28 protein-coding genes and 1 tRNA gene are annotated in these 26610 nt (G+C 60.6%); 12 read left to right on the top strand and 17 right to left on the bottom strand.

The annotated features are described in order from the left end of the window. Nucleotides 1-4: 4 nt before the first annotated feature. The 8 genes from ychF to J3P76_RS21015 all read right to left on the bottom strand — a co-directional run bounded on the left by ychF (nucleotide 5) and on the right by J3P76_RS21015 (nucleotide 6922). Nucleotides 5-1105 (bottom strand): redox-regulated ATPase YchF, encoded by a 1101-nt coding sequence (ychF, locus tag J3P76_RS21050; protein ID WP_420764062.1) that lies wholly within the window; start codon nucleotides 1103-1105, stop codon nucleotides 5-7. A gap of 22 nt (nucleotides 1106-1127) precedes the next feature. After that, nucleotides 1128-1712 (bottom strand): aminoacyl-tRNA hydrolase, encoded by a 585-nt coding sequence (pth, locus tag J3P76_RS21045; protein ID WP_003185374.1) that lies wholly within the window; start codon nucleotides 1710-1712, stop codon nucleotides 1128-1130. Nucleotides 1713-1878: 166 nt separating this feature from the next. Further along, a complete protein-coding gene (locus J3P76_RS21040; protein WP_420764064.1) occupies nucleotides 1879-2481 on the bottom strand; it encodes a 50S ribosomal protein L25/general stress protein Ctc in 603 nt (200 codons plus the stop codon). A gap of 140 nt (nucleotides 2482-2621) precedes the next feature. Further along, the gene (locus tag J3P76_RS21035) at nucleotides 2622-3563 is read right to left on the bottom strand and encodes a ribose-phosphate pyrophosphokinase (RefSeq protein WP_003171603.1); all 942 of its coding nucleotides are present in this window, start codon (nucleotides 3561-3563) and stop codon (nucleotides 2622-2624) included. Between the two features lie 47 nt (nucleotides 3564-3610). Then, nucleotides 3611-3685 (bottom strand) — tRNA-Gln (locus J3P76_RS21030). A gap of 37 nt (nucleotides 3686-3722) precedes the next feature. Beyond that, nucleotides 3723-4574 (bottom strand): 4-(cytidine 5'-diphospho)-2-C-methyl-D-erythritol kinase, encoded by an 852-nt coding sequence (gene ispE / locus J3P76_RS21025; protein ID WP_434562330.1) that lies wholly within the window; start codon nucleotides 4572-4574, stop codon nucleotides 3723-3725. Between the two features lies 1 nt (nucleotide 4575). Beyond that, a complete protein-coding gene (gene lolB, locus J3P76_RS21020) occupies nucleotides 4576-5193 on the bottom strand; it encodes a lipoprotein insertase outer membrane protein LolB (RefSeq protein WP_420764066.1) in 618 nt (205 codons plus the stop codon). Nucleotides 5194-5197: 4 nt separating this feature from the next. Next, nucleotides 5198-6922: a tetratricopeptide repeat protein gene (locus J3P76_RS21015; RefSeq protein WP_434701202.1), complete on the bottom strand. Its 1725-nt coding sequence runs from the start codon at nucleotides 6920-6922 to the stop codon at nucleotides 5198-5200. Between the two features lie 181 nt (nucleotides 6923-7103). On the opposite strand from J3P76_RS21015, the gene hemA reads away from it, so the two are divergent. From hemA to J3P76_RS20985, 6 genes are all read left to right on the top strand, one after another. Next, a complete protein-coding gene (hemA, locus tag J3P76_RS21010) occupies nucleotides 7104-8393 on the top strand; it encodes a glutamyl-tRNA reductase (RefSeq protein ID WP_039592198.1) in 1290 nt (429 codons plus the stop codon). Beyond that, the gene (gene prfA / locus J3P76_RS21005) at nucleotides 8390-9472 is read left to right on the top strand and encodes a peptide chain release factor 1 (protein ID WP_039592197.1); all 1083 of its coding nucleotides are present in this window, start codon (nucleotides 8390-8392) and stop codon (nucleotides 9470-9472) included. The genes hemA and prfA overlap by 4 nt, the downstream gene beginning before the upstream one ends. Before the next feature lie 14 nt (nucleotides 9473-9486). After that, the gene (gene prmC / locus J3P76_RS21000) at nucleotides 9487-10317 is read left to right on the top strand and encodes a peptide chain release factor N(5)-glutamine methyltransferase (protein ID WP_434609581.1); all 831 of its coding nucleotides are present in this window, start codon (nucleotides 9487-9489) and stop codon (nucleotides 10315-10317) included. Beyond that, entirely contained in the window at nucleotides 10311-11066 is a 756-nt protein-coding gene (locus tag J3P76_RS20995) for a molybdopterin-synthase adenylyltransferase MoeB (protein WP_434701201.1), read from the top strand. The genes prmC and J3P76_RS20995 overlap by 7 nt, the downstream gene beginning before the upstream one ends. Then, complete coding sequence (gene murI, locus J3P76_RS20990; RefSeq protein ID WP_434701200.1) at nucleotides 11059-11850, top strand: glutamate racemase; 792 nt, start codon at nucleotides 11059-11061, stop codon at nucleotides 11848-11850. Before J3P76_RS20995 ends, murI begins: the two co-directional genes overlap by 8 nt. 115 nt (nucleotides 11851-11965) lie before the next feature. After that, nucleotides 11966-12484 carry an acyloxyacyl hydrolase gene (locus J3P76_RS20985; protein WP_434562343.1) on the top strand — a complete coding sequence of 173 codons (519 nt, stop codon included), beginning with the start codon at nucleotides 11966-11968 and terminating at the stop codon, nucleotides 12482-12484. A 120-nt stretch (nucleotides 12485-12604) separates the two neighbouring features. Here the strand turns inward: J3P76_RS20985 and J3P76_RS20980 are convergent, their stop codons facing one another. The 6 genes from J3P76_RS20980 to J3P76_RS20955 all read right to left on the bottom strand — a co-directional run bounded on the left by J3P76_RS20980 (nucleotide 12605) and on the right by J3P76_RS20955 (nucleotide 18272). Then, nucleotides 12605-12910, bottom strand: coding sequence for a YkgJ family cysteine cluster protein (locus J3P76_RS20980; RefSeq protein WP_420764073.1), 306 nt, complete (start codon nucleotides 12908-12910; stop codon nucleotides 12605-12607). A gap of 28 nt (nucleotides 12911-12938) precedes the next feature. After that, nucleotides 12939-13646 carry an SDR family NAD(P)-dependent oxidoreductase gene (locus tag J3P76_RS20975; protein WP_434702046.1) on the bottom strand — a complete coding sequence of 236 codons (708 nt, stop codon included), beginning with the start codon at nucleotides 13644-13646 and terminating at the stop codon, nucleotides 12939-12941. Nucleotides 13647-13786: 140 nt separating this feature from the next. After that, nucleotides 13787-15226, bottom strand: coding sequence for a deoxyribodipyrimidine photo-lyase (gene phrB, locus J3P76_RS20970; RefSeq protein WP_434609586.1), 1440 nt, complete (start codon nucleotides 15224-15226; stop codon nucleotides 13787-13789). Nucleotides 15227-15237: 11 nt separating this feature from the next. Then, nucleotides 15238-16152 (bottom strand): MerR family transcriptional regulator, encoded by a 915-nt coding sequence (locus J3P76_RS20965; protein WP_434701199.1) that lies wholly within the window; start codon nucleotides 16150-16152, stop codon nucleotides 15238-15240. Further along, complete coding sequence (locus tag J3P76_RS20960; RefSeq protein WP_434650022.1) at nucleotides 16152-17114, bottom strand: YbgA family protein; 963 nt, start codon at nucleotides 17112-17114, stop codon at nucleotides 16152-16154. Before J3P76_RS20960 ends, J3P76_RS20965 begins: the two co-directional genes overlap by 1 nt. 171 nt (nucleotides 17115-17285) lie before the next feature. Then, nucleotides 17286-18272 (bottom strand): NAD(P)/FAD-dependent oxidoreductase, encoded by a 987-nt coding sequence (locus J3P76_RS20955; RefSeq protein WP_434562351.1) that lies wholly within the window; start codon nucleotides 18270-18272, stop codon nucleotides 17286-17288. A 195-nt stretch (nucleotides 18273-18467) separates the two neighbouring features. On the opposite strand from J3P76_RS20955, the gene J3P76_RS20950 reads away from it, so the two are divergent. Continuing rightward, nucleotides 18468-19367 (top strand): TIGR01777 family oxidoreductase, encoded by a 900-nt coding sequence (locus J3P76_RS20950; protein WP_420764079.1) that lies wholly within the window; start codon nucleotides 18468-18470, stop codon nucleotides 19365-19367. Between the two features lie 13 nt (nucleotides 19368-19380). Beyond that, nucleotides 19381-20406 carry a ferrochelatase gene (gene hemH / locus J3P76_RS20945; protein ID WP_434675371.1) on the top strand — a complete coding sequence of 342 codons (1026 nt, stop codon included), beginning with the start codon at nucleotides 19381-19383 and terminating at the stop codon, nucleotides 20404-20406. A gap of 143 nt (nucleotides 20407-20549) precedes the next feature. On the opposite strand, the gene J3P76_RS20940 is transcribed toward hemH, so the two are convergent. Then, nucleotides 20550-21824 (bottom strand): uracil-xanthine permease family protein, encoded by a 1275-nt coding sequence (locus J3P76_RS20940; RefSeq protein ID WP_434562355.1) that lies wholly within the window; start codon nucleotides 21822-21824, stop codon nucleotides 20550-20552. Nucleotides 21825-21826: 2 nt separating this feature from the next. Continuing rightward, the gene (upp, locus tag J3P76_RS20935) at nucleotides 21827-22465 is read right to left on the bottom strand and encodes a uracil phosphoribosyltransferase (protein ID WP_039592183.1); all 639 of its coding nucleotides are present in this window, start codon (nucleotides 22463-22465) and stop codon (nucleotides 21827-21829) included. A gap of 163 nt (nucleotides 22466-22628) precedes the next feature. Here upp and J3P76_RS20930 point away from each other — a divergent pair, with 163 nt between their 5' ends. The 4 genes from J3P76_RS20930 to J3P76_RS20915 all read left to right on the top strand — a co-directional run bounded on the left by J3P76_RS20930 (nucleotide 22629) and on the right by J3P76_RS20915 (nucleotide 24621). Then, nucleotides 22629-23186, top strand: coding sequence for a hypoxanthine-guanine phosphoribosyltransferase (locus J3P76_RS20930; protein WP_030138595.1), 558 nt, complete (start codon nucleotides 22629-22631; stop codon nucleotides 23184-23186). Between the two features lie 4 nt (nucleotides 23187-23190). Next, nucleotides 23191-23664, top strand: coding sequence for a WbuC family cupin fold metalloprotein (locus J3P76_RS20925; RefSeq protein ID WP_434562357.1), 474 nt, complete (start codon nucleotides 23191-23193; stop codon nucleotides 23662-23664). Between the two features lie 122 nt (nucleotides 23665-23786). After that, nucleotides 23787-24272, top strand: a complete 486-nt coding sequence (locus J3P76_RS20920) for a hypothetical protein (RefSeq protein ID WP_420764083.1) — start codon at nucleotides 23787-23789, stop codon at nucleotides 24270-24272. Nucleotides 24273-24333: 61 nt separating this feature from the next. Beyond that, nucleotides 24334-24621 (top strand): PA4642 family protein, encoded by a 288-nt coding sequence (locus J3P76_RS20915; protein ID WP_420764084.1) that lies wholly within the window; start codon nucleotides 24334-24336, stop codon nucleotides 24619-24621. 112 nt (nucleotides 24622-24733) lie between these two features. Here J3P76_RS20915 and mqo read toward each other — a convergent pair whose 3' ends face one another. Further along, on the bottom strand, nucleotides 24734-26242 hold the full coding sequence (gene mqo / locus J3P76_RS20910; RefSeq protein ID WP_420764085.1) for a malate dehydrogenase (quinone): 1509 nt from the start codon (nucleotides 26240-26242) through the stop codon (nucleotides 24734-24736). Nucleotides 26243-26610 lie beyond the last annotated feature (368 nt).

The following is a 26610-nucleotide window of genomic DNA, read 5'->3' as shown; positions in this document are numbered from 1 at the left end:
CATTTCAGACGTTGAAGCGGAAGTGCATCACGTCGCCGTCCTTGACGATGTATTCCTTGCCTTCCAGGCGCCACTTACCGGCTTCCTTCGCGCCAGCTTCGCCCTTGTACTGGATGAAGTCGGCGTAGGCGATGACTTCGGCGCGGATGAAGCCCTTTTCGAAGTCGGTATGGATGACGCCAGCGGCTTGCGGGGCGGTGGCGCCCACGCGAACGGTCCAGGCGCGGACTTCTTCGACACCGGCGGTGAAGTAGGTCTGCAGGTTGAGCATTTCGTAGCCAGCGCGGATCACCCGGTTCAGGCCAGGCTCTTCCAGGCCCAGGGCCTCGAGGAACATGTCCTTCTCTTCGCCATCGTCCAGTTCGGCGATTTCCGCTTCGATCTTGTTGCAGACCGGAACGACCATGGCACCTTCTTCCTCGGCGATGGCACGGACCACGTCCAGATGCGGGTTGTTCTCGAAACCGTCTTCGGCGACGTTGGCGATATACATGACCGGCTTGGTGGTCAGCAGGTGGAAGCCCTTGATCACCAGCTTCTCGTCGGTGCTCATGTCCTTCATCAGGCTACGCGCGGGCTTGCCCTCGGTGAAGTGAGCGATCAATCGCTCCAACAGGCCTTTCTGGACGACTGCATCCTTGTCGCCACCCTTGGCGTTGCGGGCAACCTTCTGCAGTTGTTTCTCGCAACTGTCGAGGTCGGCGAAGATCAGTTCCAGGTCGATGATCTCGATGTCGCGTTTCGGGTCGACGCTGTTGGAAACGTGGATCACGTTCTCGTCTTCGAAGCAGCGCACCACGTGGGCGATGGCATCGGTTTCGCGGATGTTGGCCAGGAACTTGTTGCCCAGGCCTTCACCCTTCGAAGCACCGGCCACCAGGCCTGCGATGTCGACGAACTCCATGGTGGTCGGCAGGATGCGCTTGGGATTGACGATGGCCGCCAGTGCGTCCAGGCGCGGATCGGGCATCGGCACGATGCCGCTGTTCGGCTCGATGGTGCAGAAGGGGAAGTTCTCGGCCGCGATACCGGATTTGGTCAGGGCGTTGAACAGGGTGGACTTGCCGACGTTAGGCAGGCCGACGATGCCGCAATTGAATCCCATGGTGTTTCCCCTCGGATAAGTGTCAGGCCTTCTGGCTGTGCAGGTTTTTCATCGCGCGGTTCCATTCACCGGCGAGGATATCCGGCAGCACGCCGAGGGCAAAGTCGATGCTGGCATCGAGTTTTTCCTGTTCGGCGCGAGGCGCGCGACCCAGGACAAAATTTGAAACCATACTGGCAACGCCCGGGTGGCCGATGCCGAGCCGCAGGCGGTGAAAGGTATTTTGATTGCCCAGTTGCGCAATGATGTCGCGCAACCCGTTGTGACCGCCATGGCCGCCGCCCTGCTTGAGCTTGGCAACGCCCGGAGGCAGGTCGAGTTCGTCGTGGGCCACCAGGATTTCTTCAGGCTTGATGCGAAAGAAACCGGCCAACGCCGCCACGGCCTGGCCGCTGCGGTTCATATAGGTGGTGGGAATCAACAGGCGAACATCCTGACCCTGGTGTGAAAAACGCCCGGTCAGGCCAAAATATTTGCGATCGGCGGCCAGGCTGACGCCTTGGGCGTGCGCGATGCGCTCAACAAAAAGGGCCCCTGCGTTATGCCGGGTCTGTTCGTATTCGGCGCCTGGATTACCCAGGCCAACGATCAGTTTGATGGCAGTCACGATAGGGGCCCTTCCTGGAGTGGTGGTTAACATGTCGCGGTCAGACGGTGTGGCGACAACGAAGGAAAATTGCGGATCTACCGTTAAGTAAACTTCGCGTTCTTGCCCGTTGTCTCGCTACGTTCCAGTCCGCGATGTTTCCGGTCACTCCGGCGACAGAGTGTAATTACTCTGCTGCGCCTTCTTCAGTCGCTTCTGGAGCAACACGTGGAGCGTGGACGTTGGCAACAGCCTTGTCATCACCGTGTGCCAGGGCAACAAACTCAACGCCTTTAGGAGCCTTGAGGTCGGACAGGTGAACGATCGTGCCAATCTCGGCGTCAGCCAGGTCGACTTCGATGAATTCAGGCAGGTCCTTCGGCAGGCAGGAAACTTCCAGCTCGGAAGTCACGTGCGAGATTTCGCCGCCTTTCTTGATCGGAGCAGCTTCGTTGATGAAGTGCACTGGAACGGTAGCGGTCAGTTTCTGGCCAGCCACGACGCGGATGAAGTCAGCGTGCATGATGAACTGCTTGGCCGGGTGACGCTGCATCGCTTTAACAATGACGTTTTGCTTCTTGCCATCAACGTTCAGTTCGATCACGTGGCTGAAAGCAGCCTCGTCTTCGAACAGCTTGGCCACTTCTTTGGCCAGCATGGTGATGGATTCAGGGGCCTTGTCACCACCGTATACAACGGCAGGAACCTGGCTGGCGAGACGACGCAGGCGGCGGCTCGCACCTTTCCCCAGGTCGGTACGCGCTTGGGCGTTCAGAATGAAATCGGTCATGTTGTTTCTCCAAAATAGCCATATCCGAATGACGTCTGCGACCGACGCCAAAGCGGTATGGGCAAAAAAGCCCCGCCCCAACATGAGTGTTGGGGCGGGGCGCTTTTCGTCAACGAGATATCCGGGAAAGGGCAGGGCCCTTAGCGGAACATCGCACTGATCGATTCTTCATTGCTGATGCGGCGAACCGCCTCGGCAACCACCGGTGCGATATCCAACTGACGGATACGCGCACAGGCTTGTGCTGCAGCGGACAGCGGAATGGTGTTTGTCACCACCAGCTCGTCCAGCACGGAATTTTCAATGTTTTCGATCGCCCGACCCGACAGCACAGGGTGCGTGCAGTAGGCGAAGACCTTGGCAGCGCCATGCTCCTTCAAGGCCTTGGCCGCGTGGCACAGGGTGCCGGCGGTATCGACCATGTCGTCGACCAGGATACAGGTGCGCCCCTCGACATCGCCGATGATGTGCATCACTTCGGAGTGATTGGCCTTCTCGCGGCGTTTGTCGATGATACCCAGATCAACGCCCAAGGATTTGGCTACGGCCCGTGCACGCACGACGCCGCCAATGTCCGGGGACACGATCATGAGGTTTTCGAAGCGCTGATCCTCGATGTCATCCACCAGGACGGGGGAGCCGTAGATGTTGTCCACGGGAATATCGAAGAAGCCCTGGATCTGGTCAGCATGCAGATCGACCGTCAGTACACGATCGATGCCGACCACGGTCAGCATATCGGCAACGACTTTCGCGCTGATGGCCACGCGTGCGGAACGCGGACGGCGATCCTGGCGGGCATAACCAAAGTAAGGAATAACAGCAGTAATACGAGTAGCCGAGGAACGGCGGAAGGCATCAGCCATCACGACGAGTTCCATCAGGTTATCGTTGGTCGGAGCGCAAGTCGGCTGAATAATGAAGACGTCTTTACCGCGAACGTTTTCATTGATCTCGGCAGTGATTTCGCCGTCGGAGAACTTACCGACAGAGATGTCACCGAGAGGGATATGCAGCTGACGTACGACACGCCGAGCCAGATCGGGGTTAGCGTTCCCCGTAAAGACCATCATCTTGGACACGCGCAGTACCTGAAGGCTGAGGGTATACCTGGATGAGTATAGGAAAATGGCAGGGGCGGCTGGATTCGAACCAACGCATGGCAGGATCAAAACCTGCTGCCTTACCGCTTGGCGACGCCCCTGTATCTGTTGCTGCGAGTGCCCAGCACTCGATTCCTTTTAGAGCAGACTTTGCAGCTTGCGATGCAACATCGAAACGTTGCTTCCTTTTGCTACAAACCCTGTAAGGGTCTCTGTAAGAAGGGCCGAGACTTTATCAGCTTCAGCTTTGCTTGGGAAGCCCCCAAACACACAACTTCCAGTTCCGGTGAGTTTTGCTTCGGTAAATTTACCTAACAAATTCAATGCGTTACGAACATCTGGATAACGCCTTGCTACCACCGGTAAGCAGTCATTTCGACTGTTTCCCTTGGGAACGGGGCGCACTTTAATGGGAGGAGAGTTACGTGTCAACAGTGGATCTGAAAAAATTTCTGCTGTACTTACAGAGACTTGCGGCACCAGCACCAAGTACCAAGGTTCCTCGGGCTCTACCGGTGTGAGTTTTTCCCCGACGCCCTCGGCGAAAGCCGCGTGGCCACGCACGAAAACCGGTACGTCGGCACCCAGCGAAAGGCCCAGCGCCGCGAGGCGATCCAGGTCCCAGCCCAACTGCCAGAGATGATTGAGGCCTAGCAGCGTCGTGGCCGCATTCGAACTGCCGCCACCGATCCCTCCACCCATGGGCAGGATTTTTTCGATCCAGATGTCGATGCCCAGCGAACAGCCGGATTGCTCCTGAAGCTTCTTCGCCGCCTTGACGATCAGGTTGCTGTCGTGGGGAACACCGTTGAATTCGGTGTGCAAACGGATCACGCCGTCATCGCGCACGGCAAAAGTGATCTCGTCGCCATAATCCAGGAACTGGAAAATCGTTTGCAGCTCGTGATAGCCATCCGGGCGACGACCGAGGATGTGCAGCATCAGGTTGAGCTTGGCCGGGGAGGGCAGCGTCAGGCGTGCAGCGGTCATGTCATTGCCCCAGCTTGCGCGGCTGCCATTGCTTGATGACCAGCGTGACGTCCAGGTTGCTGCCGTGCAGCTTGATGCGCTCCGGCAACCAGTAGCCGTTCTGCTCGGCATAGCTCAGGTATTCGATCTGCCAGTCATCCTGCTCCAGGTTCGACAGGCGGCTGTCGGCGTCCAGGGTCAGACGGCTCTTGCTGTCCGGTGCCGGGAGGCCGCGAACCCACCAGGTGAGGTGGGAAACCGGCAGTTTCCAGCCCAGCTGTTCTTCCAGCAGTGCTTCGGGGCTCGGAGCCTCGTAGCGTCCCTGGTTGGCGACTTCCAGCGAAACCTGCCCCGGCCGGCCGGTCAGCCGCGCCGCACCGCGCCCCAGGGGGCCCGAAAGTCGAATGTCGTAGTAATCCTGGCGCTGCAACCAGAACAAGGTACCGCTGCCAGAGTCCTTGGGCGCACGAATGCCGATCTTGCCGTCGATCTGCCAGCCGTCGAGGCCGCTGAGCTGTTCTTTATGCTCGCGCCACTGGGCCGGGTCGCCATGGCCCTGGACGGATTCTCGGGCGCCGAAGCCCGCGCAACCGGCGAGCAGGGCGATGAAACTGAAAATAATGAAGTGGCGCACAAACATAATCTTAAAGGGTCTCTGATCCGGTCAGGCGTTTGATGGTGCCGCGCAGAATCGGGCTGTCCGGTTGTTCCTTGAGGAACTTGTCCCAGATCTGCCTGGCTTCGCGTTGTTTGCCGTTGGCCCACAGTACTTCACCCAGGTGCGCGGCGACTTCCTGGTCGGGGAAGCGCTCCAGGGCCTGGCGCAACAGGCGTTCGGCTTCGTCGAGGTTGCCCAGGCGGAAATTCACCCAGCCGAGGCTGTCGAGTACGGCCGGGTCTTCCGGATTGATCCGGTGGGCCTGCTCGATCAGCACCTTGGCCTCATCGTAGCGGGTGGTCCGATCCGATAGCGTGTAGCCGAGGGCGTTGAGGGCCATCGCGTTGTCGGGGTCGCGCTGGATGATCAGCCGCAGGTCTTTTTCCATCTGGGCCAGATCGTTGCGTTTTTCCGCGAGCATGGCGCGGGTGTACAGCAGGTTCAGATCGTCCGGGTATAGCTTCAACGCTTGTTGCAGGACAGTCCAGGCTTTATCGCCCTGCTTGTTGGCCGACAGGGTTTCGGCCTCGATCAGGTAGAGCTGGATGCCATAGTCCGGCTGGGTGTCGCGCTGAACGGCCAGGCGACTTTGGGCCTCGGCCGTCCGGCCGTTGCCGATCAGGATGTCAGCCTGGCGCAGCTGCGCTGGGAGGTAGTCATTGCCCGGGCCGACCTGGGCGTACTCGATCAGCGCGCTCTCGGGATCGTTGCGCTCCTCGGCGATGCGGCCCAGGTTCAGGTGGGCCGAGTCGACGTGGCTTTCCCGGGCTATCAGGTCTTCCAGGTAACCCTTGGCTTCTTCCCACGCCTTGGCCTCCAGGCAGACCAGCGCCAGGGAATAACGCAAATCGTCGTCTTCGGGGTATTGCTGCACCAGGCTGGAAAACTCGACCTTGGCGTCGTCCATGCGGTTGTTTTCCACCAGCATGCGGGCGTAGGTGAGGCGAAGGCGTTTGTCGTCCGGGTACTTCTTGATGCTTTTTTCCATCAGCGGCAGCGCTTCGTCGCCGCGATTCATGCCTTGCAGCAAGCGTGCACGCAACAGGATAGGCGCCACTTCGCCCGCTTCCGGCGGGTTGTCTTCCAACAAGGTGAGGGCGCCTTGGGAGTCGCCGTCCTGCTGCAGCAGCAAGGCCTTGCCGAAAATCAACTGGCCGTTGTTCGGGTGACGTTCCAGCAGGCGATCGAAACTCTTCTTCAAGCCGTCGCGGGTCTCTTGGTCGGTATCGGCGGCGGACAGCGCAAGGAAATCGAAATGGGTATCGCCCTTGCCCAGCAAGACTTTTTCCATGTACACCATGGAATCGTCGTAACGCCCGGCGCGCGCCAGTTGCACGGCGGCGGCGCGTTGCGCTTCGAGGTCGTCCGGGGCATTTTTGGCCCAGATCAGCGCCGTATCCAGCGCGGCCTGGTCGGCCCCCAGGTATTCGGCAATGCGGAACGCCCGCTCGGAAATGCCCGGATCCTGAGTGTTGATGGCCTGGGTGACGTAGTTATCCAGGGCAATGTCGAAACGATTGCGCTGGCCTGCCAGCTCGGCACTCAGCAGGCTGAAGACAGTTTCTTCGCTGAACGAGCCGTACACCTTGGGCTTTTCAAGAGCCGGAGTGCTGCCTTCGACCGGTGGCGTACCGTCCGTCGAAACGGGGGCCATGGACTGGCAGCCGCCGAGAAAGGCAAAAGCGAGGAGCAACGCAAAAGATCTATTCATATAGGAAGAGGACGACTTACCTGCGGTCGGATCATCATGACACAAGCCATCGGTCAAACATAACCGAGTCTCGGCGGATGCCTTATAGGCACAGGTAATTGTGACAATAGTCGGTGGTGGTTGTTCTCAATCTGGCGAAGTAGGACAATTGCCGGCTTCACGTCACCATCAGCGACCTTGAATGGCCTTCCTTGCACTTGGTATTAACCACAAGACTGCTTCAGTAGATGTCCGCGAGCGCGTGGCCTTTACGCCTGAGCAGCTGGTTGAGGCCCTGCAGCAGCTCTGCCGACTCACCGACAGCCGCGAAGCTGCGATCCTCTCCACCTGTAATCGCAGTGAGCTTTATATAGAACAGGATCACGTCTCGGCCGATTCGGTGCTGCGCTGGCTGGCCGAATACCATGACCTGAGTCTGGAAGAGCTGCGCGCCAGTGCCTATGTACATGAGGACGATGCGGCCGTTCGTCACATGATGCGTGTCGCTTCGGGGCTCGATTCGCTGGTGCTCGGCGAACCGCAGATTCTCGGCCAGATGAAATCGGCCTATGCCGTGGCGCGCGAGGCCGGCACCGTCGGGCCGCTGCTTGGGCGTCTGTTCCAGGCCACTTTCAACGCCGCCAAGCAAGTGCGCACCGACACCGCCATTGGCGAAAACCCTGTGTCCGTGGCGTTTGCCGCTGTCAGCCTGGCGAAGCAGATATTCAGCGATTTGCAACGCAGCCAGGCGCTGCTGATCGGTGCTGGCGAGACCATCACCCTGGTCGCCCGCCATCTGCATGACCTGGGGGTGAAGCGCATCGTGGTCGCCAACCGCACCCTTGAGCGCGCCAGTACCCTGGCCGAGCAATTCGGTGCGCATGCGGTGCTGCTGTCGGATATTCCCGCCGAACTGGTGCACAGCGACATTGTCATCAGTTCCACCGCCAGCCAGTTGCCGATCCTGGGCAAGGGCGCGGTGGAAAGCGCCTTGAAACTGCGCAAGCACAAGCCGATCTTCATGGTCGACATTGCCGTGCCCCGCGACATCGAGCCCGAAGTCGGCGAACTGGATGACGTATACCTCTACAGTGTCGATGACCTGCACGAAGTCGTAGCCGAGAACCTGAAGAGCCGGCAAGGCGCGGCGCAGGCCGCCGAGGAAATGATCACCGTTGGCGCCGAGGATTTCATGGTGCGCCTGCGCGAACTGGCGGCGGTGGACGTGCTCAAGGCGTATCGTCAGCAAAGCGAGCGCCTGCGCGACGAAGAATTGCAAAAGGCCCAGCGCCTGCTGGCCAACGGCGGTAGCGCCGAAGAGGTGTTGGTGCAACTGGCGCGCGGCCTGACCAACAAATTGCTCCATGCCCCAAGCGTCCAGCTCAAGAAGCTGACGGCCGAGGGCCGCCTCGATGCGCTGGCCATGGCCCAGGAACTTTTCGCCCTCGGTGAGGCTTCACCGGATAGCTTTTCGGATAAAAAATCGCAATGAAAGCGTCACTGCTCAATAAGCTGGACATTCTCCAGGACCGTTTCGAGGAACTGACCGCCTTGCTGGGCGACGGCGAAGTCATTTCCGACCAGAACAAATTCCGCACCTATTCCAAGGAGTACGCGGAAGTCGAGCCGATTGTCGCCACCTATAAGCAACTGCTCAAAGTGCAGGGCGACCTTGAGGGCGCCCAGGCGCTGCTCAAGGACAGCGACCCGGACATGCGCGAAATGGCCGTGGAGGAAGTGCGCGAAGCCAAGGAGCAATTGGTCGAGCTGGAAAGCAATCTACAACGCATGTTGCTGCCAAAGGACCCGAATGACGGACGAAACGTCTTTCTCGAAATCCGCGCCGGCACGGGCGGCGACGAAGCCGCGATCTTTTCCGGCGACCTGTTTCGCATGTATTCGCGTTATGCCGAGCGTCGCGGCTGGCGGGTGGAGATCCTGTCCGAGAACGAAGGCGAACACGGTGGCTATAAAGAAGTCATCGCCCGGGTCGAGGGCGACAACGTCTACGGGAAGTTGAAGTTCGAATCCGGCGCCCACCGCGTACAACGGGTGCCGGCCACCGAATCCCAGGGCCGCATCCATACATCGGCCTGCACCGTCGCGGTGTTGCCCGAGCCGGACGAGCAGGAAGCCATCGAGATCAACCCGGCGGACCTGCGGATCGACACCTACCGTTCCTCGGGGGCTGGTGGCCAGCACGTCAACAAGACCGATTCGGCGATCCGCATCACTCACTTGCCCTCGGGCATTGTCGTCGAGTGCCAGGAAGAACGCTCTCAGCACAAGAACCGGGCACGGGCAATGGCCTGGCTTTCGGCCAAGCTCAACGACCAGCAGACCAGCGCCGCCGCCAACGCCATCGCCAGCGAGCGCAAACTGCTGGTGGGGTCGGGCGACCGTTCCGAGCGCATCCGTACCTACAACTTTGCCCAGGGCCGGGTCACCGATCACCGGGTCAACCTGACCTTGTACTCCCTCGACGAGATCCTGGCCGGTGGTGTGGACGCCGTCATCGAACCTTTGCTCGCCGAATACCAGGCCGACCAACTGGCCGCGATTGGCGAGTAAGCACGGGTGACCCAATGACCATCATCGCCAGTTTGCTTCGCGCCGCCGAATTGCCGGATTCCCCCACGTCACGCTTGGATGCGGAGTTGTTGCTGGCCGCTGCCCTGGGCAAGTCCCGCAGCTTCCTGCACACCTGGCCCGAGCGGATCGTGCCGAGCGAGGCCGCGCTGGTGTTTTCCGAATATCTACGCCGTCGTCGCTCCGGCGAGCCGGTGGCCTATATCCTCGGGCAGCAGGGTTTCTGGAAATTGGACCTGGAGGTCGCGCCCCACACATTGATCCCGCGTCCCGACACCGAGTTGCTGGTTGAGGCTGCGTTGGAGCTGCTGACAGCCACGCCGGCCCGGGTCCTCGACCTGGGCACCGGCAGCGGCGCGATTGCCTTGGCATTGGCCAGCGAGCGTCCGGCCTGGAGCGTGACGGCGGTCGATCGTGTGCTGGAGGCTGTGGCGTTGGCCGAACGCAATCGCCAGCGCCTGGGCCTGCGTAACGTCGCAATCCTGAGCAGCCACTGGTTCAGTGCGCTGGAAGGCGAACGTTTCGGGCTGATCATCAGTAACCCGCCCTATATAGCCGCCAGCGATCCGCATCTGGCCGAGGGCGACGTGCGTTTCGAGCCGGCCAGTGCGCTGGTGGCGGGGCCGGACGGGCTCGACGATTTGCGCGCGATTGTCCAGCAGGCCCCCGATCACCTCGAGGCAGGCGGCTGGCTGATGCTCGAGCATGGTTATGACCAGGCCGACGCGGTGCGGGGGCTGCTGCAAGAACAAGGTTTTGCCCAGGTCCATAGCCGCAAGGACCTCGGTGATCACGAACGCATCAGTCTGGGACGCCTGCCGTGCTGAACGATCAAGAGCTGCTGCGCTACAGTCGACAGATCTTGTTGCAACACCTCGACATCGATGGGCAACTGCGCCTCAAGCAGAGCCGCGCATTGATTGTCGGTCTCGGTGGCCTGGGCGCGCCAGTGGCGTTGTACCTGGCCGCAGCCGGTGTCGGCGAGTTGCACCTGGCCGACTTCGACACGGTCGACCTGACCAACCTGCAGCGACAGATCATCCACGACACTGATAGCGTCGGGTTGACCAAGGTCGATTCGGCGATGCGCCGCCTCACCGCCATCAACCCTGAAGTCCGACTGGTCCCCCATCCAGCGGCCATGGACGACGACAGCCTGGCTGACGCGGTGGCGGCGGTCGACGTCGTGCTGGACTGCTCCGACAACTTTTCCACCCGCGAAGCGGTGAACGCAGCCTGCGTCGCCGCGGGCAAGCCCTTGATCAGCGGCGCGGCCATCCGCCTGGAGGGCCAACTGTCGGTATTCGACCCGCGCCGCCCCGAAAGCCCTTGTTACCACTGCCTCTACGGGCACGGCAGCGAAGCCGAGCTGACCTGCAGCGAGGCCGGCGTTCTTGGGCCGCTCGTGGGGTTGGTGGGCAGTCTCCAGGCGCTTGAGGCCCTGAAACTGTTGGCCGGCTTTGGTGAGCCGCTAATGGGGCGCCTGCTGTTGATCGATGCGCTGGGCACGCGATTTCGCGAATTGCGGGTCAAGCGTGATCCGGAATGCGGCGTTTGCGGTACCCGACATGAGTGAGGCACCGGTCGGGGTGTTCGATTCAGGGGTCGGCGGGCTGTCGGTGCTGGGGGAAATTCGCCGATTGCTGCCCCGTGAGTCGCTGCTGTACGTAGCCGATTGCGGGCATATTCCCTACGGAGAAAAAAGCCCGGAATTCATCCGTCGGCGGTGCGCGATCATTGCCGATTTTTTTCAACGCCAGGGAGCCAAGGCGCTGGTGGTGGCCTGCAATACGGCAACCGTCGCCGGAGTGGCTGACCTGCGTCGTGATTATCCGGACTGGCCCATTGTCGGCATGGAACCGGCGGTCAAGCCGGCCGCTGCGGCGACTCGAAGCGGCATCGTCGGTGTGCTCGCCACCACAGGCACGTTGCAGAGCGCCAAATTTGCCGCATTGCTCGACCGCTTCGCCACGGACGTGCGAGTGGTCACGCAGCCCTGTCCCGGATTGGTCGAACTGATCGAGGCTGGCGACTTGCACAGCCCGGCCTTGCGCCAGTTGCTGCAGGGCTACGTTGCCCCGTTGCTGGCGGCTGGTTGCGACACGGTGATCCTGGGTTGCACGCACTATCCATTCCTCAAGTCACTGCTCAAAGAGATGGTTCCGGAGGATGTCAGCCTGATCGACACTGGCGCTGCCGTGGCTCGCCAACTCCAGCGCTTACTGAGCGAGCGGGCAATAGCTGCCGAGGGGCCTGCTGGCGAAACGCAATTCTGGAGCAGTGCCGATCCGTCACATTTAAGAAAAATCCTACCGATGCTATGGAATTCTTCCGGCATTGTGCGAAGCTTCGTCCTGTAAAAAAAACGTGAAAATTATGTAAATCGTGCTGAACTTCTGTTTTGACGCGGATTTCTATAGCTCTGTCTGTTTGTAAGAAAAAACTAACTAAAGCTGTCGGAAAAGGATGTTTCTAATGAAGCGTTTATTCTGCTTTGCCGCGCTTGCGGCTGCGTTGCTGGGGCACACTTACACCGCACAGGCGGCAGGCGTGGAGTTCGGGGTCGGCCAGACCGGCGACTCGACCATGACCTATCGCCTGGGCATGCAGTTCGATTGGGACAAGAGCTGGCTGCAGAGTGACGTGGGTCGGCTGACCGGTTATTGGAGCGGTGCCTACACTTACTGGGAAGGGGACAAGACCTCCAGTAACCATAGCCTGTCGTTCTCGCCGGTGTTTGTGTACGAATTTGCGGGTCAGAACGTGAAGCCCTACATCGAGGCGGGGATCGGCGTCGCGTTTTTTGACAATACCGAGATCGAAACCAACAAGCTCGGTACGTCGTTCCAGTTCGAAGACCGTGTCGGTTTCGGCCTGCGCTTCAATGGCGGACACGAAGTGGGCATTCGTGCCACTCACTATTCCAACGCCGGCATCTCGTCGGACAACGACGGGGTAGAAAGTTACGCGCTGCACTACACGATGCCGCTGTAACAGCAAAAACCGTGTCAGCGAGCTTGCTCGCGATAGCGGTGACCAGCGCCTGCACTCGCCTGGTCCACCGCTATCGCGAGCAAGCTCGCTCCACAGGGATCCAGTGCGTCAGACCATTCTTTATCGATACGCCGTCGCAATGCCCTGGCGTTCTTCCAGGCACTCCGGCGCGCCCATCTCGAATTCTCTGCAGATCAGCGGGCGCTTTTCGTAGATCGTGCACATCATGCTGTCGCGATCCAGCGCCGCGCACCAGCCGTCATCGAGCCTCAGCATGACCTCCCCACCCCAATCGTCTGTGTCGATGAAACGTTCCGGAACGCCAGTATCGGTGATCAACATCACTTCCAGCTGGCAGCAGCACGCCGCGCATGTCGAGCATGTGACGACCGGCGCAGGCAGTTCAACGAGGGGGATGGTTTTCATGGCGCGCAGTGTAAGGCAACCGGGTCGATCAGGGTTGTCCCTTGATCGGGGATTCGCCAGCGGGCTGGGTGTCCGCGGGAAAATTGTTGGCCGGGGAGGGTAACGGCCAGAGCGTCTTCATGGAGGCGGCGGGTAGGGGCGTTTCGTGGGGGCGTTCGTTCAACTGCGCCAAGATGTAGTTCGCCGTCGCTGGGGCCGACCATCGGGTCGGGATGGGAAGGCTACCGTCGAGACCCATCGCCGGGTCGTCGAATCCTGGGATAACCAGCGTTACGTCGATGCCTTTGCCGGACGGGGCGCCACGAACCGATTCAAACACCTGGCGCAGCGTAGTGCCGTCGCCTGGCGCGTGGGAAGGTGCCAGGTACGTGACGGGGCTGGTAATGCCTACCAGGTGAGGCGTGCCCCCCTGGCGCAATAACGGCAGCGCCACGTCAATGCAAAAACTTGCAACCAACAGATTGCTGCGGATGATGCGTTCGACCAGCGTATGGTCAGCCGGTTGGCCTTCAACGTATTCGGCCGTTCCGGCATTGATGATCACCGTGTCCAACGCGCCCCATTGCTGGGAAATCAATTGGCCGACCTCTCGAGCAATCTGGCTGTTGGTCAATTTGGCCGGGACCGCCAAGACTTGATCGGGAAAGCGCTGGGAAAGGAGCTTGGACATTTTAGACGAGCCGATAGCCAACTGCGCCCCGGTCTGAAGCAATGCTTCAGCCAGCGAGGCACCCACGCCATCAGCCGCACCGGTTAGCCAATACCTCCGTCCCAATCCTGTTCTCCTATGCAGAAGCCCTAAGTTAGTAAGACTATATAAGGTCCAGCGCGATGTGAATTCCCGATTTGGCCAATTTCATGTCTGATAATCGCGCTTCAGTTTGATTTCATGTCCTGGCGAGACGGCAACCGCTTGAAGGCCGCCAAAGCCCGCATTCTTGATTGCGCCAGATCAACGATCGGTGACGGATAATCCGTTGCGTCAAACAGTTCGCGCTGGGCATCAGGACGGTGGACACGTTGGTTATCCAAATTGTTCAATTCAGGCAGCCAACGCTTGATAAATAGTCCCTCGCGATCAAATTTCTCCGATTGGCTCAGTGGATTGAAGATGCGGAACCAGGGCGCCGAGTCCGTCCCGGTGGAAGCGCTCCATTGCCAGCCGCCATTGTTGGCCGCCAGGTCGCCGTCGATCAGATGGCGCATGAAAAAACGTTCGCCTTCGCGCCAGTCGATCAGCAGATTCTTGGTCAGGAACATGGCCACCACCATCCGCAACCGGTTGTGCATCCAGCCCGTCTCCAGCAGCTGGCGCATGGCCGCATCGATGATCGGCAGGCCGGTGCGCGCCTGTTGCCACGCCGCCAGTTCATCCGGCGCTTGGCGCCAGGCCAAGGCCTCGGTCTCCGGGCGAAACGCGCGGTGTCGGGACACGCGTGGATAGCCCACCAATATGTGTTTGTAAAACTCCCGCCAGAGCAATTCATTGATCCAGGTCACTGTTCCTGCATTTCCACTTTCGAATTCACCCTGGTTGGCGTGCAGTGCCGCGTGCAGGCATTGGCGCGGCGATACCACGCCGGCCACCAGGTAGGCCGAAAGCTGGCTGGTGCCAGGCCTGGCCGGGAAGTCCCGCTCAGTCAGGTAGTCGTCGATGTGCTGCTCGACAAACCCATCCAGCCGCCGCCGGGCTTCGCTCTCACCGGCCGGCCACAGGGTTCGCAGCGTTTCGCTGGGTGGCTCGAAGCCTTCGACGCACGTCGGCACGGGATCACTGGCTATGGCGGTGGACGCTTGCCGGGCAGGCGTGGGCACCACGCTCGGTAGTGAGAAATGCAAGCGTTGGTAGCACACCTTGCGAAACTGGCTGAATACCTGGAAATAGTTGCCGGTCTTGGTCAGCACGCTGCCGGGCTTGAACAAGAGCTGGTCGAGGTGGCTATGAAACTCGACACCCTCTCCAGCCAGCGCACGAGCGACTTCGGTGTCGCGTCGGGTTTCGTTCAGGCCGTATTCTTCGTTGACGTGCACGGCGTCGATGTTCAGCTCCCGGCACAGTGTCGCCAATACTTCTGGCGCCTGGTCCCATTGGGGCGCTTGGCGGATCAGCAGCGGGATGTTCAGTCGTTCCAACGCCGTGCTCAGCGACGCCAGGTTGCGCAACCAGAAATCGACTTTGCAAGGCGCATCATCGTGGGCGCGCCATTGCCCCGGACTTGGCAGATATACCGCCACGCAGGGGCCTCGGGCGGCAGCGGTGGCAAGCGCGGTGTTGTCGTGCACGCGCAAATCGCTGCGCAGCCAGATCAATTGCATGGACATACTCTTTAAAGAAGCGCCCGACGATTCAGTTCGGCGTGAGCGCAGAGCGGGTTTTCGGCCCAACTGACGTGGGGCATCGAGACGTCGGTGGATAGCCTGGCGAGATGAATGGACACGGCCGGGCCGGCGATGATGATCGGGCAGTCGACGGCATTCAGTTGCCTAGGCAATTGGGAAAGGTTCAAGGCATTGCTTGAATACAGCAACACGGCGCGGGCCTTGAGCCGTTCGACCGCCAGCGCCAACTCTCCCGCCGGCAAAGGCGCATCGAAGACCTCCACGGGGCAATCGGAGCTGCTGGCGAGCCAGGCCGTCAACCACAGGTGCGGTTCCTGGGACGACAGAGAATGATTGACCATCAGCAACGGCGCGCCATGCACCTGGCGGTTGTTGTGGTAGACCCGGCTGCCGAACTTGCTGCGCAGCCAGGAATAAAAGAACACCTGCTCCAACTGCGCGCCGAACTGCCCTTGCCAACGTGTCTGCAATTCGTCGAGCAAGGGCAGCAGCAACTGTTCGCAAACAGTACTGGGCGGATAAAGCGCCATCGCCTGGTTGACCAGTTGCATCACCGCCAGCGCAAGGGCGTGGCGCTGGCACTGCCAATCATCTTCCAATGGCTCGTCGGGCGGCTGCGGAGTGTCGAGCAACGGCTTGACCTTGCTCACGGCCACGCCGCGATTGATCCAAGTGAGGATGCTCTGGATCCGTTGCACATGTTCAGCGCTGAACAAGCGATGGCCCTTGGGGGTGCGGTGCGGCACGATCAAGCCATAGCGGCGCTCCCAGGCACGCAGCGTGACGGCGTTGACGCCGGTCCGCCGGGACACTTCGCGTATGGGCAGCCAGCCCTGCGCCAGCGCTGTGGCAAAATCAGCGCCGAGGTCTTCGCTGGCGCTGGAGTCGGGTTCGTCGTTCATCAGATGGCATTTCGCAGGCTGAGATTTTCCGGGTGGGGTTGCAGGTACGCCTGTTGCGCGAGATATGGATCGGGATGCTGGCGCAGGTGATGCTTGAGTAACGTCAGCGGCACCACCAAGGGCACGATGCCGAGGCGATATTGCTGGATGAGGTGCTGCACTTCCCGCTTGTCATCGGCGCCGATGGCGCGTTTGAGATAGCCGCTCAAATGTTGAAGTACGTTGGCGTGGGTTCGGCGGGTGGCGCATTTCTTCAAGGCCGTCATCAGGGCACTGAAATAACGCGGGCCCAACTCATTGGGATCCGACGTGCCCATGTTGCCCAACAGGTTGCCGAGGGCCTTGTATTGCACCGGATCGTGAGCCATCAGCAAGTATTTGTAGCGCGAGTGGAATTCGATGAGATCGCGCCGGGTCAGGTCGCGACGGCGCAGCGGTTGCCAAGCGGCGTAGACGAACACACGCGTGAGGAAGTTCTCACGCAGAACCGGGTCGTTGAGGCGACCGTCTTCTTCCACCGGCAGGTCCGGATGGCGCGCACAAAAGGCCTGCGCGTAGATACCACGCCCGCCGCCGTCCTGGGGCACGCTGTTGTGATCGTAGACCTTGACCCGTTCCAGCCCGCACGACGGCGACTTCTGCATGAAGATGTAGCCGCAAATGTCGTTTAGTTCCTCGGCCATTTGCCGACCGTAATCGTCCAGTGGTTGGGTGACGTCGAGATCGCGGTTCACGGTGCCGACCGCGTGGGGTTGCTCGGGTTTGCCCACCAGCCGAATCGGTTCCCGGGGAATGCCCAAGCCTATGGCGACCTCAGGGCAAACCGGGACGAAATCGAAAAAGTCATTAAGCGTGCGGCTGCATAGCTGGGATTGCTTGTGCCCGCCATTGAAGCGAACTTCGGCGCCCATCAGGCATGCGCTGATAGCAATCTTGGGTTTGGCGTTCGCTTCGCTGGGCATGAGCTACCTCTGGGATAAAAATCTTGTACATATTTACTTCGCTGTACAATATTTTTAATCATAGGTCTGAATGGACACAAGTCAACCGGCAATGGAATGAACGGGCGATGCCACGGAGGGCGCAGATGGGCTGCTGTCTGTTGCGACAGCAGCGAGGGAGGCAAGGGCGATTTATTGGAGGCTGGCGTGCAACCGGCGCGCGGCGTCCTGGCCGCTGAGCCAAGCCCCTTCGACCCGGCCGGACAGGCACCAATCTCCGCATACGTACAACCCCAGGTCGGCATCGGCCAGCGCGCCCCATTCGTGACTGCTGGCGGGGCGGGCGTACAGCCAGCGGTGGGCCACGCTGAAGCTCGGGGCGGGCATCGCGCTGTGCAGCAGTTCGGCGAAGGCACCGTGCAGGTGTTCGATGACCGCTTCCTTGGACATGTCGATGTGCTGGCGGCTCCAGTCGCTGGTGGCGTGCAGCACCCAAGTGTCGAGCTTGCTGTCGCGGCCTGGCTTGCTGCGGTTGCGTGCCAGCCAGTCGAGAGGGCTATCCTGTACGAAGCAGCCTTCCATGGGCGTATCCAAAGGCTGTTCGAAGGCCAGCGCCACCGCCCAGGTCGGGTCCATTTTTACCCCGGCGGCCACGCCAGCCAGTTTCGGCACCGCGGCCAGTAATGCGGTCGCCTGGGGCGCGGGCGTGGCGATGACCACCTGGCCGAACGGGCCATGGGTGAACCCTTCAGCGTCCTGCAGATGCCAGTGCTCCTGGCCGCGAAACACTTCGGTGATGCGGCAGGAGAACTGCACGGGCAGGTCGCCGAGCAGGGCACGGGTAATCGCGCTCATGCGCGGGGTGCCGACCCAACGGGTCTGTTCGTCCGGTGAAGGGCTCATCTGCCCGTCCTGGAAGTGATAGAGCTGCGGGTTCCATTCCGCTGCCCAGCCGTTGGCTTGCCAGCGCTGCACCTCCGTGACGAAGCGCCGGTCCCGGGCAGTGAAATACTGGGCGCCCATGTCCAGCGCGCCAGCGTCGCTGCGCTTGCTCGACATGCGTCCGCCGCTACCGTGGCTTTTATCGAAAAGTTGGATGACATGCCCGGCCTCCGTCAGGGCCTGGGCGGCGGAGAGTCCGGCGATGCCGGTGCCGATGATTGCGATAGGTACAGTCATGAGGGCCTCGTTTACTTTCTGTACAGACTACGCCGTCGTTTAATCCTGTACAATTTTGGTTTTTGGTATAAGTTTTACCGTTCGCGTTTTGGCAGGTTGTCCTATTGTTAGAAACAGACCTTGGCCGATGTGAAAAATCTCTACCTATAAAAATAGACTAATGGGCCGGGTAAAACGCGATGCGAGGAACACCTCATGCACATATTGCTGACCGGCGGTACTGGTTTGATCGGACGTCAGCTCTGCCAGCACTGGTTGGAGCAAGGCCATCGCTTGACGGTATGGAGTCGTCGACCCGAGCAGGTGGCGAAAATCTGCGGGGCGCAGGTGCGCGGCATCGCCGCGCTCGATGAAATTGGCGAGCCGGTGGACGCGGTGGTCAACCTCGCCGGCGCGCCCATCGCTGATCGGCCCTGGAGCCACAAGCGCAAGATCTTGCTGTGGAGCAGCCGCATCACGTTGACCGAGGCTTTGCTTGCATGGCTGGAACGGTGCGAGCAGAAACCGCAGGTGCTGATTTCCGGATCCGCCGTGGGCTGGTATGGCGACGGTGGCGAGCGGGAGCTGACCGAGGAATCAGGGCCGGTCAGCGAGGACTTCGCCAGCCAGCTGTGCATCGCTTGGGAGGAAACGGCGCAGCGGGCCGAGGCCTTGGGCCTGCGCGTGGTCCTGGTTCGAACCGGCCTGGTCCTGTCCGCCGAGGGCGGCTTTTTGTCGCGGTTGCTGCTGCCCTTCAAACTGGCGCTGGGCGGGCGTATCGGCAACGGGAGACAGTGGATGCCATGGATACATATCGACGATCAAATCGCTCTGATTGATTTTCTTCTGCACCGCAGTGATGCCAGCGGTCCTTATAATGCCTGCGCGCCGAACCCGGTGCGCAACCGCGATTTTGCCAAGGCCCTGGGGCACGTGTTGCATCGCCCGGCCGTGGTGCCGATGCCGGAGCTTGCGCTGAAAGTCGCGTTGGGGGAATTGTCATTGCTGTTGCTGGGCGGCCAGCGCGCCACGCCGGCCCGATTGCAGGCGGCGGGTTTTTCATTCCAGTTCACTGATTTGCCCGCGGCCCTGGAAGATTTATCGGGTCGCCTTTGAAATAGGACGTTGCATGACCGATCACGCGTTGCTTCTGGTGAATCTGGGTTCGCCTGCCTCCACCTCGGTGGCCGATGTGCGCCGCTACCTCAATCAATTCCTGATGGACCCGTACGTGATCGACCTGCCATGGCCGGTCCGGCGGTTGCTGGTGTCGCTGATCCTGATCAAGCGCCCCGAACAGTCTGCCCACGCCTACGCGTCGATCTGGTGGGAAGAGGGCTCACCTCTGGTAGTGCTCAGCCGCCGCTTGCAACAGGCGATGACCGCCCAATGGACGCAGGGGCCCGTAGAGTTGGCGATGCGTTACGGCGAGCCGTCGCTGGAGTCCACCTTGGTGCGCCTGGCGAGCCAGGGCCACAAGAGCATCACCCTCGCCCCGTTGTATCCGCAATTTGCCGACAGCACTGTCACCACAGTCATCGAAGAAGCCAAGCGGGTTGTGCGCGAGAAGAAGCTCGACGTGAAATTCTCGATTCTCCAGCCTTTCTACGATCAACCGGAATACCTCGATGCGCTGGTTGCCACCGCCAAGCCGTACCTGATGCAGGACCATGATCATCTGTTGTTGAGTTTCCATGGCTTGCCCGAGCGGCACCTGACCAAGCTCGACCCCACGGGTTACCACTGCTTCAGGGATGCCGACTGCTGCAAGAACGCGCCGCCTGAAGTCATGGCGACCTGTTACCGCGCCCAGTGCATTCGTACCGCCGAATTGTTCGCCCAGCGCATGGGCCTGACGCAGGGTAAATGGTCGGTGTCGTTCCAGTCGCGATTGGGCCGTGCCAAGTGGATCGAACCCTACACCGAAGCGCGTCTGGAGGAACTGGCCAAGAGCGGCGTGAAAAAAGTCCTGGTGATGTGCCCGGCGTTCGTGGCCGATTGCATCGAGACGCTCGAGGAAATCGGTGATCGCGGCCGAGAGCAGTTCCGCGAGGCGGGAGGCGAGGAGTTGGTACTGGTGCCATGTCTCAATGACGATTCGCGCTGGGCGCAGGCCTTGAGTACCCTCTGCGAACGGGCGCCTCTAGCGCTATAAAAATTCTGCGGCCCCTTCGCGAGCTGGCTCGCTCCCACAGTAGATCTCGAGTGGTCACAAAATTTGTGTTCACAACAGATCTCCTGTGGAAGCGAGCCTGCTCGCCAAAGCAATCTGACTGACAACAATAACCTCAAGCTGAGTCAGACCAGAGGCTCATCCGCCTTCTTCTGCTTCCATCCGTCATTGCCCGGCAAGATCAGGTTCAACGCGATCGCCACCACGGCGCACAGCGCGATGCCCTTGAGGCCGAAGTCGTCCGGGCCCGTGCCGGTGCCGACCAGCACGCCGCCGATGCCGAACACCAGCGTCACCGAAACGATCACCAAATTGCGCGCCTCGCCCAGATCGATCTTGTGACGAATCAGCGTGTTCATGCCCACTGCGGCAATCGAGCCGAACAACAGGCACAGGATCCCACCCATCACAGGCACCGGAATGCTTTGCAGCAGCGCGCCGAACTTGCCGATGAACGCCAGGCTGATGGCAAAGATCGAGGCCCAGGTCATGATCTTCGGGTTGTAGTTCTTGGTCAGCATCACCGCGCCGGTGACTTCGGCGTAAGTGGTGTTGGGCGGGCCGCCGAAGAGGCCGGCTGCGGTGGTGGCGACGCCGTCGCCGAACAACGTGCGATGCAGGCCCGGCTTCTTCAGGTAATCGCGACCGGTCACGCTGCCCACGGCAATGACGCCGCCGATGTGCTCGATGGCCGGTGCCAGCGCGACGGGCACGATGAACAGGATCGCCTGCCAGTTGAACTCCGGTGCGGTGAAGGCGGGCAGGGCGAACCAGGGGGCCGCGGCGATCTTCGCGGTGTCGACGACGCCAAAGAAAAACGCCATGGCGAAGCCCACCAGCACGCCGGAGATGATCGGCACCAGGCGGAAAATGCCCTTGCCGAACACGGCGACAATCAACGTGGTGAGCAACGCCGGCATCGAAATCATCATCGCGGTCTGATAATGAATCAGCTCGGTACCGTCGCCGGCCTTGCCCATGGCCATGTTCGCGGCAATCGGCGCCATCGCCAGGCCGATGGAAATGATCACCGGACCGATCACCACCGGCGGCAGCAGGCGGTCAATGAACCCGGTGCCCTTGATCTTCACCGCCAAGCCCAGAAACGTGTAGACGAAACCGGCCGCCATCACGCCGCCCATGGTCGCCGCCAGGCCGAACTGGCCCTTGGCGAGGATGATCGGTGTGATGAAGGCAAAGCTCGACGCCAGGAACACCGGCACCTGGCGCCCAGTGACGATCTGGAACAGGATCGTTCCCAGGCCCGCCGTGAACAGTGCCACGTTCGGGTCCAGGCCCGTGATCAGCGGCATCAGCACCAGCGCGCCGAAGGCGACGAACAGCATCTGCGCGCCGGACAGCACCTGACGCCAGAGCGGATCGTTGAATTCGTCCTGCATGCTCAGGCGTCCTTCTGCTTGGTGCCGAAGATTTTGTCGCCGGCATCGCCCAGGCCCGGAATGATGTAGCCGTGTTCGTTGAGTTTCTGGTCGATGGAGGCGGTGTAGATGGTCACGTCGGGGTGGGCATCTTCCACGGCCTTGATGCCTTCGGGCGCGGCGACCAGCACCATGGCGCGGATATCGCGGCAACCGGCCTTTTTCAACAGATCGATGGTGGCGACCATCGAGCTGCCGGTGGCGAGCATCGGGTCGATGATCATTGCCAGGCGTTCGTCGATTTCCGGCACCAGTTTTTCCAGGTAGGTGTGGGCTTGCAGGGTCTGCTCGTTGCGAGCCACGCCCACGGCACTGACCTTGGCGCCCGGGATCAAGCTGAGCACGCCTTCGAGCATGCCGATACCGGCGCGCAGGATCGGCACCACGGTAATCTTCTTGCCGGCGATTTTTTCCACTTGCACCGCACCGGCCCAGCCGGCGATCTCGTAGGATTCGAGCGGCAGGTCTTTGGTGGCTTCGTAGGTGAGCAGGGCGCCGACTTCCTGGGCGAGTTCGCGGAAGTTCTTGGTGCTGATGTCTGCGCGGCGCATCAGGCCGAGTTTATGTCTGATCAGCGGATGGCGGATCTCGAGGATGGGCATGGGGAAGGCTCCGGCGGCGGGCAAAAAAACCGGCCTAGATTAATCTATCCGAGGGTGTTGTCCTATAGACAATACAGAACGTTAGTCCACAAATGCTTGATCTGGCCGGGCGGGATGCGTACCTTTGCCCGCTTTTCCGAACTGCCACCCCTGGAGAGCGCACATGTCCGCTGATCTCGAGCATATCCGTCAAGTCATGCGAGAGGCTGACTGCCTGTACACCGAAGCTGAAGTCGAAGCGGCCATCGCCCGTGTCGGTGCGCAAATCAACGATCAATTGGCTGAAAGCAATCCGGTCGTGTTCTGCGTGATGAACGGCGGGCTGATTTTCTCCGGCAAGCTGCTGACCTATCTGAACTTCCCGCTGGAAGCTTCCTACCTGCACGCCACCCGTTATCGCAACGAGACCAGCGGCGGCGACCTGTTCTGGAAAGCCAAGCCGGAAGTCTCGTTCATAGACCGTGACGTGCTGATCATCGACGACATCCTGGATGAAGGGCATACCCTGGGCGCGATCATCGATTTCTGCAAACACGCTGGCGCCCGCGCGGTGCACACCGCCGTGCTGATCGACAAGGACCACGACCGCAAGGCCCGTCCTGACCTGAAGGCCGATTTTGTCGGCCTGCCGTGCATCGACCGCTACATCTTCGGCTACGGCATGGACTATAAAGGCTACTGGCGCAACGCCAATGGCATTTTCGCCGTCAAGGGGATGTAATCGGATGACTGGCCCTGCCTTCCTGGATCAAGCCTTGTTCGATGAGCTGGCCGAGAAGGCCGGGGCCAGTGCGCGTGGGCGCCAACACCACAATTTCCACCAGATGGATGAGCCTTGCCACCGCATGGCGGTGGGTTTGCAGCCCTCGACCTACATCCCGCCGCATCGCCACCTGAGCGCCGACAAGGCTGAAACCTTACTGGTGCTCAAAGGCCGCCTCGGTGTGTTGATCTTCGATGAAACCGGAACCGTGACCGGCAAGCGCATCCTGCAGGCCGGTGGCGATTGCCTCGGTGTCGATCTGCCGGCCGGTGTCTACCATGGCCTGGTGGTACTGGAGGCTGACAGCCTGATGTTCGAATGCAAAGCCGGCCCCTACCGGCCGGTGGGCGACGGCGAACTGGCCCCTTGGGCGCCCCGCGAAGGCGAGCCCGGCGTTGCGCAATACCAGGCCTGGATGCGCGCTCAATTCGACTAATATCGATGGCGATCGCGCTTTTATGAGGCCCGCGCTGATAGCCTGTGCCGCGAATGAATTGTCCGGGTCGCTTATTTTTTCGATGAATGCTAGCGTGCCCGGCCAAGCCTCCGGAGCCTGTCATGAGTGTATCGATCCGCCGCTGCGCCACTTTGCTGTTGCTAACTAGCTTGCCCTTGATGGCCGTGGCCGCGCCGATGCACAGTCAGTTCTTGCCGCCGGATGACCTCGTGGCGCGCCAGGAGCAGCCTGAACAGCAGCAGTTGCTGCAAGTCACCGAATACTCGGTGGTACTGGGCAACCAGCGCCCTTCCAACCAGCAGCCGATCCCGGTCACCTCACCATTGATGGTGCGCCTCAAAGGCAAACCGTTGAACAAGGGCGCGACCATCAGCCAGGTGATTCTCAATTTCGACGGGGAAAGCAAAAGCCTGAAGAAACCGGCGTACGACGAGGCGAGCAAGACCTTGACCTTGTCTTATCCACAGGCCCAGTACCGGGTGGTCATCGACCTGTTGCGCAATGACACGGTGTACGTGCAATTCCTCAGCTACGCCAACGGCCATATCTGGGCCGATCTGCACACCGGCACCGCACGCCCGCGTTGAGCCGCAACGCCCGCCGGGGGTAAACTGCCCGCCCCGTGAATTGTGCGAGTTGGAGCCGGCAATGCGTAAAGACAAGAAACAAGTGATTGGTGACGAGATTGGCGACGAACAGATCAAGCTGTTCCTCAATTTTGAACCGGTCGATGCTACGTCGCCGTCGCTGCACAAACTGATCAAGGCCTACCGTGGGCTGCGTGTCGACGACTTCGAGCGTTTCCTGGTGTTTTTCGTCGAGGCGGGCTACGACCTCGATGGCAAGGACGAACATGGCAATGATTTCGTTGCGCTGAACAAGGACCAGCGCAACGCCGAGGAATACATCGAGTTGATCAACAAGGCGCGTGGCTGATAGGCCGAGGGCCTGCCTGGCAGGTCAGCGGGAGCAAGCTCCCTCGCCACGAAAAGCTTCAAAAAAAAAGCCCCGCCCTCATTGAGAGCGGGGCTTTTTTTAGCCGACCGAATCAAGCGTAGCTTTGGGTCTCGCTGCTTTCTTCAACCAGTTCCAACGCAATGTTGTTTTGCGCATTGATCTTGCGATACAGCGCGGCATCGGTTTCCAGTACTTTTTCCCGGGCTGGGAAGATTTCCGCGAGCTTGGTGGCCCACTCGCCCTTGGCTTTTTCCGGGAAGCAACGCTCGATCAGTTCCAGCATGATCGAAACGGTGACCGAGGCGCCTGGCGAAGCGCCGAGCAGGGCGGCGAGGGTTCCGTCCTTGGCCGCCACCAGTTCGGTGCCGAATTGCAGTACGCCGCCTTTCTTCGGGTCTTTCTTGATGATCTGCACCCGCTGGCCGGCCACTTCCAGGCGCCAGTCCTCGGCTTTCGCCTCGGGGTAGAAGCGGCGCAGGGATTCCAGGCGCTGCTCCATGGACTGCATCACTTCGCTGATCAGGTACTTGGTCAGGTCCATGTTGTCCCGGGCCACGGCCAGCATCGGGCCGATGTTGCCGGCGCGTACCGACATCGGCAGATCCATCAGCGAGCCGTGCTTGAGGAACTTGGTGGTGAAACCGGCGTAAGGCCCGAACAGCAGGGACTTCTTGCCGTCGACCACGCGGGTGTCCAGGTGCGGCACCGACATCGGTGGCGAGCCCACGGCGGCCTGGCTGTAGACCTTGGCCTGGTGGTGCTTGACCACTTCCGGGTTGTCACAACGCAGCCACTGGCCGCTGACCGGGAAACCACCGAAGCCCTTGCTTTCTTCGATACCCGACGCTTGCAACAGCGGCAACGCGGCGCCACCGGCACCGAGGAAGACGAACTTGGCGTCGACTTCGCGGGTGCTGCCGGAATTGACGTCCTTGATGCTCACGGTCCAGCCGTCACCTTTGCGCTTGAGGCCGGTGACGCGCTTGCAGTATTTGATCTGAGTGTCCGGCGCGCTGCCCAGGTGCTTGAGCAACTGGTTGGTCAAGGCGCCGAAGTTGACGTCGGTCCCGTTCATGACGCGGGTGGCGGCGATGACTTCATCGGCCGGCCGGCCTGGCATCATCAGGGGCATCCACTCGGCCATCTGGTCGCGGTCTTCGGTGTATTCCATGTCGGCGAAGGCGTGATGCTGGCTCATCAGTTCGAAGCGCTTCTTCAAGAACTCCACGCCTTTTTCACCCTGTACGAAACTCAGGTGCGGCACCGGGGCAATGAAGGATTTCGACGAGCCGAACGTGCCCTTTTTAGTCAGGTACGTCCAGAACTGCTTCGACACCTCGAACTGGGTGTTGATGTGCACGGCTTTCTTGATGTCGACAGTGCCATCGGCGGCCTGGGGCGTGTAGTTCAGCTCACACAGCCCGGCATGACCGGTACCGGCGTTGTTCCAGGGGTTGGAACTCTCCGCGGCACCCGAGTCCATCAGCTCGACGACTTCCAGGGAAATCGCCGGGTCGAGCTCCTTGAGCAGTACGGCCAGGGTGGCACTCATGATGCCGGCCCCTACCAGAACTACATCAACTGCTTCGTTATGCGCCATTTAACGCGTCTCCAAAATCTGCAGCACCAAATTGTCGGCATAGCGGCCAGGAAGCGGGGCAGGTCAGTTGCGCCCCAGGTATCCATGGCCAGGAATCGCCATGTCCGAATCTTCGCAATTTTTCGCACTCTTGCGGATGCATGCAGCCTGGCCTCTAGAGTCCCATGAACTCATTTAAGCGCAGGGCAAGCAATTCGACTTATGGCCGAGACATCCGTTCGTGCAACCAAATCCGTAGCGGACAGGCTTCAGGCGGCGGTTCTTGAGCGATATCCGGTCCTGTGTCGTTGGGCTGTTCCAGACGCTGATGGTGCTTGTTCAGACGCAAAACTCTTCATTTGCTCGCCACACTCTTGTGAAGTTGTGAA

This window comes from Pseudomonas sp. D1-36, assembly GCF_051132205.1.
GTDB lineage: Bacteria > Pseudomonadota > Gammaproteobacteria > Pseudomonadales > Pseudomonadaceae > Aquipseudomonas.
Note: the sequence above shows the minus strand (reverse complement) of the source record. Positions and strands in the feature narration are given on the sequence as shown.